We start from the raw sequence: 13,977 nt of genomic DNA, 5'->3' as shown, positions 1-13,977 counted from the left end.
TGTATTAGTTCAGACTAGATCTGACACTGGTAGTGCTTTCCTCTTCTTCGAATTCATAAACTACGTTGTAATTTTCAGTGTAAGAGCAATGCGGTTGGCGACTACAGGTAAAGAATCGTCTGCCACGGTACTCCCCTTGTGTAGCGACTTTAATCACCATAGGACTGCCGCAACGTTTACAAAAACGCACTTCCTGTTCCGTTTGAATTAAATCGATATGAGCAGCCAGTAAGCGCCTTAACTTTCCGACTTGATAACTCATCCGAATATTGGTGCCAATCAGCGGGATGTTGGCCGATTTACATACATGCAGCAGCAACTTTTCTCGCTCCACTTTGCCCTTTTGCAGCTCTTTCCCGTCATCCAATTCGATAACGACTCTTGGCTCAAGCGTTCTTGCATCACACACTAAAAAATCAAAATAACTCTTCGAGATCTTGCTATAAGCAATAAACCAATGTTTTTTGTTCGCAACTTTACTCGGTGTGATCACATTAGCCATATTCACTTTCGCCAAGACCACACCGTGATCGCCAACCGCGCTAACCAGTGCGTTATAAAAAGCACTTTCCTTCATATCGAGCAGAGGGCCTTTCTTTTTATAGGCATAATCCTTCGTGTCATCATGACGAATGACATATTTTTGAATCACGAAAAAGAACAGTACTAACAGTATGACGACAACAAAAATTTCTACCATAAACGATTTGAACCACAGAAAGGGATACTCTGTCATTGATAACTGATGTTGTTCTGAAAAACCAGTTTCTATTACTGATTTTGTGCAGAAAATAAAGTGGTTACATGCATACGGGTTATTTATCTTCAACCGGTATCTGCAATTCAATCACCTGTCTTTGATTTAGCCTTAAAAATGAGAGTGACTCTCCCCAATATTTCTCTGTAAGTTCGCTCATTAAACCGGATTCTTGTGCCGTTTTCAGCGCTTGCTCTAATAGTGCCTTATGTTGAGCAGCTTGAGGGCTAAGGTAAAATTTGAAATCTCGTTGATATTGAAATAACAGATGCTGTTCTATGGCTAAGTGTGGATTGAGAATGGATTCTTGGTAGATCTCAGTCACACCACGCGGGAAGTAGTTAACCTCTCCCGATACAGAAAGTTTTTTGTACAGGTCACGCCACTCTCCGTATTGAATATAAAAGGGCAAATGGTTGTAACGCCAAACAGCGATATCTAACCATCCCTCACCTAGCCCAGCAACCAGTCGTGTTTTACGAAACTCATTTAAGTTGGCGACTTTGTCCAGCCGGCTTTGTAGGCTGGGAGGAATTAATAAAATACGCTGCCCAATCAACCCATTGGTTAAGGGCACATCTACATAGACAAACTTTTTATTGCGCTCAGGGCTTTCCAGCAGCCAAGTCAGTGAAAGTTGGTTGTTTTCAACCATTTTCACTACTCGTTTCTGCGGTACATGAGCGTATGGTGTTTCAATAATTAAAGAGATGCCTCGATCTGCTAAAGCACGAGCAAGCAGCTCATGATAGTAAGCATGTCCGTGGTCATGTTGTGCGGCCAAAACCAAGGTTATGGTTTGGTGCTCGGCAAAAGTATTTGTCGAAAACCATAGGAGAATAGATACCCAAGAGATACGCATATCGCCTCCACTGCTACTTCATCTTGCCAGCAAGATACAGATTATTCTTTACTGTAGGACACATGAGTGATGGCGACATTCTCGCGCCTGAGAAAAGCGGAGCAACGCTCCACCCATCTCACATATTGAGGATATATTTATCCATCATAGACACCATTTTGCCAATTTCTGGCTTAGTGATAGTGTCGTTTGCCCCCAGCGTTAAGGCTTTAGCACGGTTATCATCACTCATTAACGAGGAGAACATAACTATCGGCATCGAAGCGTAAGATTCATCGCCACGCAGCCGTTTGACTAAGTGCATGCCATCCATACGTGGCATTTCAACGTCAGTGACGACGGCATCGACAAGCTCACTGACCGAAATGTTTTCTTCCTTCGCGGCTTGCTTGATTTCCATTAACTTTTCAAATGCTTCACCACCGTCTTTACAAGCGATGATGTTATAACCTGCCGAGCTTAAGGTGTCCTGAATCAAACTACGAATAAAGGCTGAATCATCCACCACCATAACGGTTTTCGCATTCCGCTTAGTCACCATACGCTGATTGAGGTCGACTTTTCGGTCTACCGTCACATCGTATTTTTCCATGCTCAACTCAGGGTTAATATCCGCAATGATCTTCTCGAAATCTAGGATCATAATGAGTTTTTTATCTTGTCGAACGACCGCAACCACACAATCTTGCTCGCCCGCTTCAAGGAACTGGCTAGGTGACTCCACATCGTTCCACGAAATACGATGAATACGGCTGATACTGTCGATCAAGAAACCATTCGTCATACGGTTGAAATCAGTGACTATGACGTATTTCTTGCTGATATCGGTTGAAGTGGGCACTCCGAGCCATCCAGCCAAATCCACCAAGGGGGTTAAAATTTCCCGCGAGGAAAACACTCCAATCATGTGTGGCTGGGCATTCGGATAGTCTGTCGTTTCTGGAACCCGGATAACTTCACGAACCTTGGCAACGTTAATGCCGTAATAACAGGTTTTGGTTCGCCCGTCGGGAAGCACTTTTTCGAGATGAAATTCAATGATTTCTAGCTCGTTAGTGCCGCTTTCAGTCAAAATAGTACTGCTTGGATTACTCATAATCGTCACATCTTCTCGGGATGGTTATCAATATTTATCCAGTATTGCCTGATAACGATTTACACCATTCTCATTGACACTGTTTTTGATCAGTTCAATGCCTTTTTGTAAATCGTTCAATACCGACTTATCTATGTTTTTGTTAAATGCGTAATACAGTGAACCTTGCATCAAAACGTATACCGTTTCAAATTCTTCAACGGGATAGCTATCTTGACTCATCCACCAAAGTGCGGTTCTTTCATCATAAGCGAGCAGATCGATGCGTTTTTTTAGCAGTTGCTCTGCCAAGCTGCTGACGGTGGAACCTTCTACCATGGACTCCCGCGGTACACCAAGTTGCAGTAATTGCTGTTCACCGATGTCATCACGAATTACACCAATTCGGTAGTTCCCCAATTCGATAGGGTCATCCACTTTGATTTGACTCGACTTTCGTGCCAGCACTACCACTTTGATATCGGCAATAGGGCCGACCCAATTAAATAAATTTTCACGATGTGTTGTGCGTGTCGTAGAAAAAAGCACTCCATCCTGCTTTAACAACGCCGACCGATAAGAACGCGGCCAAGGTTGTACTAAAATCTGATCCGAGCTCAAGGTGACATTCACTGCCTCCGCCGCTTCTTGGAGTAGATCCACGGCTATCCCAGCAGGCTTGCCATCTTGAGCAAAGTTAAGTGGTGGATAGTTTTCGGTGTAATAGGTTAACGATTCCAGTCCCTTAGCCTGAACCTTCACACTAAGACTAAAGCTCAGAACAACACCCAGTACTGCTGTCAAACAAAAACGCCATTGCATCTGTCGACCTCATCACATTCGTGTAATCTGTTTAAACTTTAGATGCAGTTATCCAATCCGTCTAATCAGGATGTATGACGATGTAATTTACGGTACGTCCGCTCTGGTCGTCCCACCGTACCATAACTGAGATCGGCCTCCAACTCTCCAGCAGTGATAAGATACTCAAGATAACGCCGAGCTGTTGTGCGGCTAGCCCCAATTTTTTCACCAGCTTCATCCGCCGTCAGCATGGCAGCGCTTTGAAATAGTAACCGAATCTTATCCAATGTCACGGCGTCTATCCCTTTCGGTAAACGTTGCGGTAAGGCTTCTGATGAGTGTGTAGTAAACATTTTGTCGACTTTTTGCTGATCAAAATCCGCCAACTGTTTTAGCTCGGCTTGCCGCATTTGGTATTTTTTTAATGCGGTTTCGAGCCTTGGAAACATCACTGGTTTGAGCAAATAATCCACCACACCACCACGCATCGCTTGTTGCAGTGTCTCCACCTCGCGCGCCGCCGTAATTAAAATCACATCGCAATGAACATTACGTCCACGAATCCATTGCAACAGCTCAAGGCCCGTTCCATCCGGTAAATAAACGTCCAACAGCACCAAATCGGGGTTAAGCACTTCCATCTGTAAACGCGCATCCGACTGAGACGTCGCGATCCCCACTACCTCAAAGCCTTCTAACTGACTCAAATAGCGATGATGAAGCTGCGCTATCGCAGCATCATCTTCAATGATCAGGAGTCGGGTTTTCATTACAACTCATCCTTGGGTAAATACACTGTCATTCGGGTACCTTGCTCCTTGCTGTGCATGTCCAGTTGTCCTTGATAACGATCGGCGAGCTGTTTGACTAAAAACAGCCCTACCCCTCGGTTCTGCTTGGCTTTGCTCGATACGCCTTTTTCCGTTAGCTGCCAATGTTCCAGCTCTTTTGGTAAACCGCAACCTTGATCGTCCACTTCCAAAATGATTTCGTTACCGAAATCACTGATCGAGACCTCAATCACTCTTCGTTCCGACGGAATCGGCGACAACGTGCGAATCGCGGTTAAGGTCGCTTCAAACGCGTTGTCGATAAGGTTACCGAGAATGGTCACCACATCTTCCGCTTTAATATGAATCGGCAGGGTTTCTAAACGTGCTCCTTCTTCAACCATGAGCTCCAAACCAAGCTCGCGGGCACGCTCTGTTTTGCCGAGCAGCATGCCTGCTATCAAGGGGTCTTTGATCGTTTCACGTAAAAACTCAATCAATACTTGATAGTGCTGGGTTTCTTGCCCAATCAGTTGCTGTACGGCATCCAATTCGCCCATTTGCAGTAACCCACTGATGGTGTTCAATTTATTTCTGTGCTCATGAGTCTGAGAACGCAGCATCTCTGCGTATTCACGGGTTTGAGCTAACTGCTCGGTGAGTTCATTAATTTCATCACGAAGACGGAAACTGGATACTGCTCCGACAACTTTTCCCTCAACCACAATCGGGCTGCGGTTGGCAATTATCCAATGTTTATTCAGATAGAGCTCAATATCGTGATCGGTTCTTCCGGTCGCCAAAACCGTATAGAGATCGCTTTCGGGCAGAATGGTGGTCAAACGTCGATTGAGGGCTTGTTCACGGCGCAATCCCAAGATTTCACAAGCGCTTTTGTTAATTGAACGTAAAATGCCTTTGTCATCAATACTGATGATCCCTTCTTTCAGGGTGCTCATGGTCACATCCAACTCCACGTACAAACGGGCAATTTCTTCCGGCTCAAACCCAAGAATAGCGCGCTGAAAGCGTCGTGAGGCATAACTCGAAACCAGTGCATTTGCGCCAACCACCAGTAACGCTGTCGCTATCAGATAGAATAGAAACGGCTCAACGCGATCTTGTAGCCGTTCAATTAAGTAGCCAACCGAAACGACACCGATAATTTGACCACGTTGATCCACCACCGCGGCTTTGCCACGAACCGATTTACCTAACGACCCTTGAGCGAAAGAGACATAAGCTTCACCTTCCAGTAAAGCTCTATCATTATCGCCTCCCACCATAGGTTTACCGATTCTTTCATCCACGGGGTGAACCAATCGAATACCTTGATTGTCGCCAATCACAATAAAAGCTGCGCCAATCAGTTGAGTCAGTTCACGGTAGCTTTGCTGCTGGTCACCCGTAGCACTGCCTGTCTTGATCATGTTGATGACCGCCGGTGTTTGAGCAAGAAATGCAGCCACTCCAAGCGCCTTCTGACCCACTTCTTGTTCTTGCGAATGTTTGACATACATAAAACCCGCCGCAACCAAAAGTAGCAGCTCAATCAGACCCGATAAGGTCATGATGATCAGCATTCGCTTGCGGAAGGTAATACTGCTCCACACCATTGTTCACTCCTTGCTAGCGAGTGAAAGCTAACATCAATTTAACATTGGGGCGAAGCTCGCAATACATAACTGTGAGGCTGGCACGAGATTCACGTTAGCCATATGCCAGCAAGGCAGTTCATGGCATCAAAAAATAAAACCAATTGCATATCTGTTTTATGGCACAGGTCACAACAAATAGGCACTTTGCTCCGGCAACTTTCTAGGTTAAGCAGTATACTTAATGCGCAGTGAGCATAAACCTAACTGGGATGCAATTCAGGCATAAGACTGAGAATAAAAATTGCGGCCAAGTTCACTCAATAACACGTCAGAAGGAATAGAGACATGAGAAGAGATGCTTTTGGAATTTGCCTATCCAAAGACATGCTTTGTGAGCATTTACACTCGACATTTACTCATGTGAGGGCTTACGAAATCGAGCCAGAAACGCATGATGAGATGCGTGTTTTGTTCGCTTTTCCTCAAATGTCAGGCAAAGACGTACTGACGACGATGCAGGGAACCAAAAAGTTAGTTTGGAGAGCCGATTACTACTGTCCCTCCTACCCTTATTGTTAACCGCATATCTACGCCCAACACATTTTGGGCGTCAAAACAGATTACTCACAAAACTGGCTTGCTCTTGCAAGTCAGTTTTTTATACTGCAGCCCTTAACTCTTTGTTTGACTTCATCATCCAAAAAATAGAGCATTAGCTCTAAATTCATTCTGTCGAGCTCAAAATGAAAGTGAAATCTCTCTCTCTGGCGATCTGCTCTATATTATTTATGCCGATTGCTCATGCAGCGCCTCTCTCATTTCAAGAAGCTTGGGACTTGCTGCAACAACAAAACAACTCGCTTGCGGCGCAAAGAGCCAATGTGGAACGTTACGCTCATCTGAAAGATGCCACACAAAACCTCAATCTACCCTCGGTCAGTGTCGGAGCCAATTTTACGCGGCTTGATCAGGATGTAACGCTTTCCGGCAAGCAGATTTTTGATAGTACGGGTCAGGCACTGCCTGCACTTCCTCCAACACTTGCTCAATTGGTTGCGGGTATTGGCTCTATTCAATCTACCATCACTGAACGCGATATTTTCACTTCCTCGATCCGGGCGATTTGGCCAATTTTTACTGGCGGACGAATTACTGCTGCGCAAGATGCCGCCGCAGGTAAAGAAGATGAAGCGCAAAGCCAGCTCGCGATGGAAATACAAGCGCGATATGAAGATTTAGCCAAATATTACTTTAGTGTGGTGTTGGCTAAAGAGGTGCTCGGTACCCGAATCGCAGTTGAAGAAGGACTCACACAACACAGAGATAATGCCCTTAAGCTCGAGCAACAAGGGCAAATTGCTCATGTTGAGCGTTTGCAAGCCGATGCGGCACTGGATAAAGCCAAAGTCGAGCGCAAAAAAGCGCAAAAGACCTTGGATATTGCGCAAAGTGCGCTAACCCAAATTTTGGGCGCTACAGAAACTGTAGAACCGAGTGGCATGCTATTTATCAATACCAGCTTACCGCCCATGCACGCCTTCATCGAACAAACGCTCAATACCTATCCCGGCTTAAGCCTGCTCGATGCCAAAGAAAAGCAAGCCAGCAGTCTTATTAAAGCTGAGCAAGGGAAATACTACCCAGAAGTCTATCTGTATGGCGATTATAGCTTGCATGAAGATGACTCACTTGCTAGCCAAATGAAACCGGATTGGTTGGTTGGCGTTGGCGTGAATATTCCGCTGATTGAAAACACCGGGCGCAGTGAACAAGTCAAAGCAGCCAATAGCGCAGTGAATCAAGTGCGCTATTTAAAAGCGCAAGCGAAACAAGATCTCAGCGTGCTGGTGGAAAAGACCTATCTCGAAGCAGAACAAGCCCTTGAAGAAGTGACGGGACTCAATTCCAGCCTGAACTTGGCGCAAGAAAATCTCCGCTTGCGCCAAAAGGCATTTAGCCAAGGTTTATCAACCTCGGTCGATGTGGTGGATGCCGAGCTTTATCTGGCCAGCATTCGTACCCAGCAATCACTAGCGAGCTTTAACTATCTCATTTCCCTGAACAAATTATTGGCTCTGTCGAGCGAGATGGGCAGCTTCTCCACTTACCATCAATCCGCAGTCGCTCTCTCTTCACTGCACCAAAGCGCCACGGCTAAGTAAAAGGAATCCAAATGAAAACGGTAAAAACGACCTTAATGACGCTCACCGCTGTCGCTGTTGTTGGCTGGGTTGGCTATCGCTTTTATCAAGCTTATCAGCCTGAGCCTGTCACACTGCAAGGTCAGATTGAATCTCAGCAGTACAGCATCTCCTCTAAAGTACCGGGACGCATTGACCAAGTTTTGGTGCGCAAGGGCGATCAAGTGGAAAAAGGCCAACTGATCTTCACTCTACTCAGCCCTGAAATTGATGCCAAATTAGAACAAGCAATCGCTGGCCAGAAAGCCGCAGGGGCACTGGCTCAAGAAGCAGAAAACGGTGCGCGTGAGCAACAGATTCAGGCCGCCAAAGATCAATGGCTCAAAGCTCAAGCGGCGGCAGAACTGGCTGAAAAAACCTATCTGCGCGTCAATAACCTTTACAACGATGGTGTGGTGTCCGAACAAAAACGGGACGAAGCGCAAACCCAATGGCAAGCCGCCAAATACACGGAAAGTGCAGCGTTGCAGATGTATCAATTAGCCAAAGAAGGTGCACGAGAAGAGACGAAACAAGCCGCACTGGAAAAAGCACGCATGGCGGCAGGTGCTGTCGCCGAAGTTGAAGCCTACGCGGCGGATACCAAAATCCAGAGCTGGTTTGATGGTGAAGTATCACAAGTCTTGATGCACAGTGGTGAACTGGCTCCGCAAGGTTTTCCGGTCGTCACCGTAGTCGACACGCAAGACACTTGGGCAGTATTTAACGTGCGTGAAGATCTGCTCAAACACTTTACCCAAGGAGCTCAGTTTACGGCTTATTTGCCGGCTCTGGAGAAATCCATTGAGTTTAAAGTCACTCACGTCGCCGTGATGGGCGATTTCGCGACTTGGCGCTCGACCGATGCCACTCAAGGGTTTGACCTGCGTACGTTTGAAGTGGAAGCACGTCCAGTCACGCCAACCGACGGACTGCGCATGGGCATGAGCGTTGTGGTTAAGTTATAAGTTGTGGTTGAACTTAAAATGAAGCACGCCATCCCTCGCCAATGGACGTTACTGCGTCACGATAAATGGTTACTTTCCTGTTTAACATGGGTGCCCATTCTGCTCGCCGTCTCCATTTGGTGGATTTTTTCACAAGGCATAGCGCGCGATCTGCCGTTTGGAGTGGTGGATTTCTCCCACAGCCAGCTTTCACGGCAGCTTATTCGTGAGGTCGATGCGACATCGACACTGCTTGTCAATCAGCATTTTGCGAGCGTGGATGAAGCTAGCCAAGCAATGCGCAGTAATCAGATCTATGGCTTTATGGTGATCCCCGCACAATTCGATAAAGCCATTTATCGTCAAGAGCAGCCGCAAGTAACGACCTTTTACAACAGCCAAATGATTTTGGTCGGTAAGCTCCTTAACTCAGCGGTGGTGCAAGCACAAGCTACATTTAATGCTCAAGTGGATGTGATGAAAAATCTTGCCACCAAAACGCATACCACCCTTGCGGCCATGGGGCGCTCGGTGCCCGTGCGCACACAAATAACGCCACTCTTTAACCAAAATACCCACTACGCGCAATTTTTGGTGTCGGCGATTGTCCCAGCCTTGTGGCAAATCACGATTGTCGTTAGCACCATTTTGATTCTGGCAGCAAACTATCGTCATTACGGGTTAAAATCTTGGCTTGCGCAGTCACCCTTAACCCATTTAACCCGAACCCTATTGCCCTATCTCCCCATCTTCATGTTGCAAGGATTTGGTTTTTTGATCTGGTTTTATGATGTACTGCGCTGGCCTATGTTTGGTCACTTTTCCATATTACTGCTTGCTCAATCCATTACCGTTATGGCATGCGTGATCATGGGGGCATTTTTCTACTTCCTCACGCTTGATCCCGCTCGCGCGATGAGCTTTGCTGGCGCTTTCACTGCGCCAAGTTTTGCCTTTATGGGGATTACCTTCCCAGCCAGTGATATGAACACGCTCGCTCAAACATGGCGCAATTTGTTGCCCATTAGCCACTACATTGAAGTGCAAGTGAACCAAGTGAGCTACGGGCTTGATGCCTTAAGTTCTTTACAACCTATGGTCAATATGTGGGGCTATCTTCTACCGCTTGGTTTGGCGCTACTTCTGATCCGCAAGCATTTAGCGCGGGAGATGGGAGCTGCCGTATGACCCTATTTGAGCTATTTAAAGCAGAATTAAAAGCACTCTTCACTAACCCTGTTGTCGTGCTGACCGTCTTTGGCGGTGTGGTGTTTTATTCTTTTCTCTATCCGCTGCCTTACGCGAAGCAGACCCCCCGTGAGCAAACCGTTTCTGTAGTCAATCTCGATCAAAGTCAGGCCAGTTTTCAACTGGAGCGGATGATGGATGCCACGCCGCAAGTCAAAATTGTTCAGCGTGATCACACCATTGCCGATGCCAAACAAGCTTTCTTAGACAAGAAAGTGGCTGGGATACTGGTTATCCCTGAGCATTTCTACAAAGACTTATTGCTAGGGAAAAGCCCAACGCTCGCTTATGCGGGCGATGCTTCTTATTTTCTGGTTTACGGGACGATTATTGAAGGTTTAGCCCAAGCGGGTGGCACACTCGCAGCACAAACCAAAGTCAGTCGCTTGGTGGTCGAAGGTGAACCAATGGCGTTTGCCGCGCAGCATTTCTCGCCAACCAGTGCCAACCTGAAACCCACTTTTAACCCACGCATGGGTTATGTCGATTACGTCGTACCCGCCGTTTTTGTATTGATCCTGCAGCAAACGCTGATCATGGCGGCTGGATTGATGGTTGGAACACAAAAGCAAGGTCACGGCTATTGGAGCCGAGTCACTCCTGCCAAACTGCTGTTAGTACGTAGTCTTGTACTGGTTACAGTCTACTACTTGCTGAGTCTTTATTATTTCGGTGCCAGTTTTGATTTGCACGGCGTGAATACTTTAGCAAAGCCAAGTGATCTCATCAGTTTGCTCCTGCCGTTTTTATTAGCCTGTAATTTTGTCGGTATTGCATTAGGGGCAGTGACTCCGAGACGCGAACTGGTCACTTTGGTGGTGTTAATTAGCTCGATGCCACTGATTTTTACCGCTGGATTTATTTGGCCAGTGGAAATGATCCCTGCACCTTTAGTCTGGCTTGCACAGTGCTTCCCAAGCACGCCGGCAATCCAAGGCTTTCTGGGCTTAAACCAAATGGCGGCCAGTTGGTCAACCATCGCACCAAAATGGACACTCCTTTGGGCACAGGCTTTGGTCTGGGGCGGTTTGGCGTTTTATCTTTTACGCCGAGATCTCCAGCGTACCGCTAAACACCCACAATAATGTCTACTCTTGCCACTGTTGACGCATGCGTTCGACAGTGGCTTCATCGACCCCATGCACGTTTTGATAACGTTCTCGACACACCAGAATCGTCAGCTTAGCTCGATATTGTCGGGCAAGTTTTCGGTATACCGCCATCTCCCAATGCCGAACAAAAGTATTCGATACCACCACGTCTTTGCCTTGTTGCAGCCAGTATTCCGTCTGTTGTTGGCACCATTCATGGGCTTGCGCCAAGTGTTCGGGGCGAAAATGGTACACACCTTGTTCATTGAGAAAGTACATGTCTGCTTCCAGATGCACAGCAGGTAAGGTCTTCGCCAAGGTCGATTTCCCCGAACCGGGCAGACCGCGAATCAGGGTTAAATGAGGTCGCATAGCAGTTTCACAGTAGTCAATTGAGCCGAGAAATACTAACTTAGATTAAGCTTGGCTGCATTTTGCTATCGACAATAATTTTCGGTTGAGTTATAAGTCTGGATGTTTAGACGTCCAAATCAATGCTTAGGGAGAAAGCTGTGCCGATTAGAATCCCCGACCAATTACCGGCGAGTGATGTGCTACGTAATGAAAACATCTTCGTTATGTCCGAATCGCGTGCTTCGACGCAGGAAATACGACCACTCAAGGTGCTATTGTTAAACTTAATGCCTAAAAAAATTGAGACGGAAACTCAGTTTTTGCGCCTACTCTCTAATTCCCCCTTACAGGTGGATATTGAGCTGCTGCGCATCGATGATCGCCCAAGTAAAAACACCCCTGAAGAGCATCTCAACACCTTCTATCGCCAATTTGAGCTGGTCAAAAACCGCAACTTTGATGGGTTAATCATCACGGGTGCGCCACTTGGGTTAGTGCAGTTTGAAGATGTTGCCTATTGGGAACATTTACAAAACATCATGACATGGGCCAAAGCACATGTGACTTCCACCCTGTACATCTGCTGGGCGGCGCAAGCTGGGCTGAAGCTGCTGTACAACTTACCAAAACGCACGCGTGAAGAGAAATTGTCTGGCGTGTATTACCACGACATCCATAAGCCGTTTCACCCTTTGCTGCGTGGGTTTGATGATCGCTTTTTAGCACCACACTCCCGCTATGCCGACTTTGAAGCTGACTTTTTGGCTGAACATACCGATCTCGATATTCTGGCGACCTCGGATGTGGCCGGTGTGTACCTCGCGGCAACCAAAGACAAGCGTAATGTCTTTGTGACCGGACACCCAGAATACGATGCCTTTACCCTACATAGCGAATATGTACGCGATTTAGGTGAAGGGCTCAGTCCTGCCATTCCCGTGAACTATTATCCAAACGACAACCCAGATAATAAGCCCTGCGCCAGTTGGCGTAGCCACGGGCACTTGCTGTTTGCCAACTGGCTTAACTATTGTGTTTATCAACAAACACCGTACGATTTGGAAAAATTCAGCGAAGCCAACTTCACTAAAGACGAATAATCCTTCTCGGCCGCCATGTGCGGCCTTTTTTATCCTTTTGCCCGCGCTTTCCGGCTTTAAGCTTCTGCCTTACATAAATAGATTTGCCAACTGACTCGCAGACTTCACCCTCGCCGCTCGGCCTTCAAATTGAATTGCCTATCATTGGTGCGTTAACTGGAGGTATGTATGAAAAGAGTGTTTGGATTAGGACTCGTAATCGCCTTAGCTGGCTGCGTCACCGTCACTGAAACGGCTGGTAACGCCGCACAGAGTGACCCAACTGAGATGGCAGAGGCTCGCATTGCCCTTGGTTTAGGCTATTTAGAAAATGGCAGCATGATCAAAGCACGGGAAAATTTAGAAAAAGCACTACAACATGCGCCGGATTATTACCGCTCACAACTTTCGATGGCGCACTACTATGAGGCTGTTGGAGAGAATGATTCTGCGCGGAAAATGTATCGCACCGCATTAAGCGAACACCCGAAAAACGGTAATGTGCTGAATAATTTCGGTACCTTTTTGTGTAAGCAAGGCGAGTACGACACCGCCGACAAGTACTTCCTCCGCGCCGTCGATCAACCCTATTACTACTTAATTTCTGCCAGTTACGAGAACGCCGGATTGTGTGCTCTCAAAGCAGGGAAAACCGACAATGCTCGTGAATACTTCAAACGTGCTATCGATCACGATCCAAATCGCCTGCTGTCCATTTTACAGCTGACTAAAATGGAGATTGAGGCAGGCGACTACACACCCGCTCGCTTACGTTTAATGGATCTGAATCAGCGTTATGGCTATCAAAAAGCCTCACTCAAACTACTGATTGAATTAGAAAAACGCGCTGGAAATTCAGCGTTAGAGCAAAAATATCAAACCCTATTAAACTCACTCTCTTAAGGTTTATTTGATATTGGTTGGACGACCTCCACCATGACGATCTCGATAATGAGTGCGCCGCAATCGGCGCACTTTTTGTGCGCGCTGAATTTTTAAGTATTCGCGATAAATAATCCGAATAAAAAAAAAACAATCCAATCAAGAGCAATAACGCAAAAATACTCATAAAAGGAACACACAGCCAATGAGGCTGGCAGGGTGCGTAGAGTGGAACGTCTTCAATTCTCATCTTGCCCCTCCTGGGTTTTTATTTAGGAGCGATTGGCTTTGTTACTTTTCATGTTCAGTATACCCAAACGACTTGGAGTT

At 46.6% G+C, this 13,977-nt stretch carries 14 protein-coding genes and 2 pseudogenes; 8 read left to right on the top strand and 8 right to left on the bottom strand.

What is annotated here, in order from left to right; translation table 11 throughout:
• Positions 1-4: 4 nt before the first annotated feature.
• A complete protein-coding gene (locus tag CEQ48_RS11085; RefSeq protein ID WP_089071280.1) occupies positions 5-700 on the bottom strand; it encodes a DUF2726 domain-containing protein in 696 nt (231 codons plus the stop codon).
• On the opposite strand from CEQ48_RS11085, the pseudogene CEQ48_RS20405 reads away from it, so the two are divergent.
• A pseudogene (locus tag CEQ48_RS20405) lies at positions 675-795 on the top strand (glycerol-3-phosphate regulon repressor). The gene CEQ48_RS11085 and the pseudogene CEQ48_RS20405 sit on opposite strands and share 26 nt — an antisense overlap.
• A 20-nt stretch (positions 796-815) precedes the next feature.
• Here the strand turns inward: CEQ48_RS20405 and CEQ48_RS11080 are convergent.
• The 5 genes from CEQ48_RS11080 to CEQ48_RS11060 form a co-directional block, all read right to left on the bottom strand.
• Positions 816-1,619, bottom strand: a complete 804-nt coding sequence (locus CEQ48_RS11080) for a hypothetical protein (protein WP_089071279.1) — start codon at positions 1,617-1,619, stop codon at positions 816-818.
• Positions 1,620-1,737: 118 nt separating this feature from the next.
• The gene (locus tag CEQ48_RS11075) at positions 1,738-2,715 is read right to left on the bottom strand and encodes a chemotaxis protein (RefSeq protein WP_181710825.1); all 978 of its coding nucleotides are present in this window, start codon (positions 2,713-2,715) and stop codon (positions 1,738-1,740) included.
• 27 nt (positions 2,716-2,742) lie between these two features.
• Positions 2,743-3,516: a substrate-binding periplasmic protein gene (locus CEQ48_RS11070; RefSeq protein ID WP_089071277.1), complete on the bottom strand. Its 774-nt coding sequence runs from the start codon at positions 3,514-3,516 to the stop codon at positions 2,743-2,745.
• 65 nt (positions 3,517-3,581) lie between these two features.
• Positions 3,582-4,268, bottom strand: coding sequence for a response regulator (locus CEQ48_RS11065; protein ID WP_089071276.1), 687 nt, complete (start codon positions 4,266-4,268; stop codon positions 3,582-3,584).
• Complete coding sequence (locus CEQ48_RS11060) at positions 4,268-5,884, bottom strand: ATP-binding protein (RefSeq protein WP_089071275.1); 1,617 nt, start codon at positions 5,882-5,884, stop codon at positions 4,268-4,270. The genes CEQ48_RS11065 and CEQ48_RS11060 overlap by 1 nt, the downstream gene beginning before the upstream one ends.
• 327 nt (positions 5,885-6,211) lie before the next feature.
• On the opposite strand from CEQ48_RS11060, the gene CEQ48_RS11055 reads away from it, so the two are divergent.
• From CEQ48_RS11055 to CEQ48_RS11035, 5 genes are all read left to right on the top strand, one after another.
• The gene (locus tag CEQ48_RS11055; RefSeq protein WP_089071274.1) at positions 6,212-6,445 is read left to right on the top strand and encodes a hypothetical protein; all 234 of its coding nucleotides are present in this window, start codon (positions 6,212-6,214) and stop codon (positions 6,443-6,445) included.
• A 164-nt stretch (positions 6,446-6,609) separates the two neighbouring features.
• On the top strand, positions 6,610-8,028 hold the full coding sequence (locus tag CEQ48_RS11050; RefSeq protein ID WP_089071273.1) for a TolC family protein: 1,419 nt from the start codon (positions 6,610-6,612) through the stop codon (positions 8,026-8,028).
• 11 nt (positions 8,029-8,039) lie between these two features.
• Positions 8,040-9,014, top strand: coding sequence for an HlyD family secretion protein (locus CEQ48_RS11045; RefSeq protein WP_089071272.1), 975 nt, complete (start codon positions 8,040-8,042; stop codon positions 9,012-9,014).
• An 18-nt stretch (positions 9,015-9,032) separates the two neighbouring features.
• Complete coding sequence (locus CEQ48_RS11040) at positions 9,033-10,181, top strand: ABC transporter permease (RefSeq protein WP_198301263.1); 1,149 nt, start codon at positions 9,033-9,035, stop codon at positions 10,179-10,181.
• Complete coding sequence (locus CEQ48_RS11035; protein ID WP_089071270.1) at positions 10,178-11,326, top strand: ABC transporter permease; 1,149 nt, start codon at positions 10,178-10,180, stop codon at positions 11,324-11,326. The genes CEQ48_RS11040 and CEQ48_RS11035 overlap by 4 nt, the downstream gene beginning before the upstream one ends.
• Before the next feature lie 3 nt (positions 11,327-11,329).
• Here the strand turns inward: CEQ48_RS11035 and CEQ48_RS11030 are convergent, their stop codons facing one another.
• Positions 11,330-11,704 carry an ATP-binding protein gene (locus CEQ48_RS11030; protein WP_089071269.1) on the bottom strand — a complete coding sequence of 125 codons (375 nt, stop codon included), beginning with the start codon at positions 11,702-11,704 and terminating at the stop codon, positions 11,330-11,332.
• Between the two features lie 140 nt (positions 11,705-11,844).
• Here CEQ48_RS11030 and metA point away from each other — a divergent pair, with 140 nt between their 5' ends.
• The gene (gene metA, locus CEQ48_RS11025) at positions 11,845-12,786 is read left to right on the top strand and encodes a homoserine O-acetyltransferase MetA (RefSeq protein ID WP_181710827.1); all 942 of its coding nucleotides are present in this window, start codon (positions 11,845-11,847) and stop codon (positions 12,784-12,786) included.
• Positions 12,787-12,954: 168 nt separating this feature from the next.
• Positions 12,955-13,668: a type IV pilus biogenesis/stability protein PilW gene (pilW, locus tag CEQ48_RS11020; RefSeq protein ID WP_089071267.1), complete on the top strand. Its 714-nt coding sequence runs from the start codon at positions 12,955-12,957 to the stop codon at positions 13,666-13,668.
• Between the two features lie 3 nt (positions 13,669-13,671).
• Here pilW and CEQ48_RS11015 read toward each other — a convergent pair.
• A pseudogene (locus CEQ48_RS11015) lies at positions 13,672-13,897 on the bottom strand (hypothetical protein).
• Positions 13,898-13,977: the final 80 nt, after the last annotated feature.

It is taken from the genome of Vibrio tarriae (assembly GCF_002216685.1).
In the GTDB taxonomy this organism is placed as follows: Bacteria; Pseudomonadota; Gammaproteobacteria; order Enterobacterales; family Vibrionaceae; genus Vibrio; species Vibrio tarriae.
Note: the sequence above shows the minus strand (reverse complement) of the source record. Positions and strands in the feature narration are given on the sequence as shown.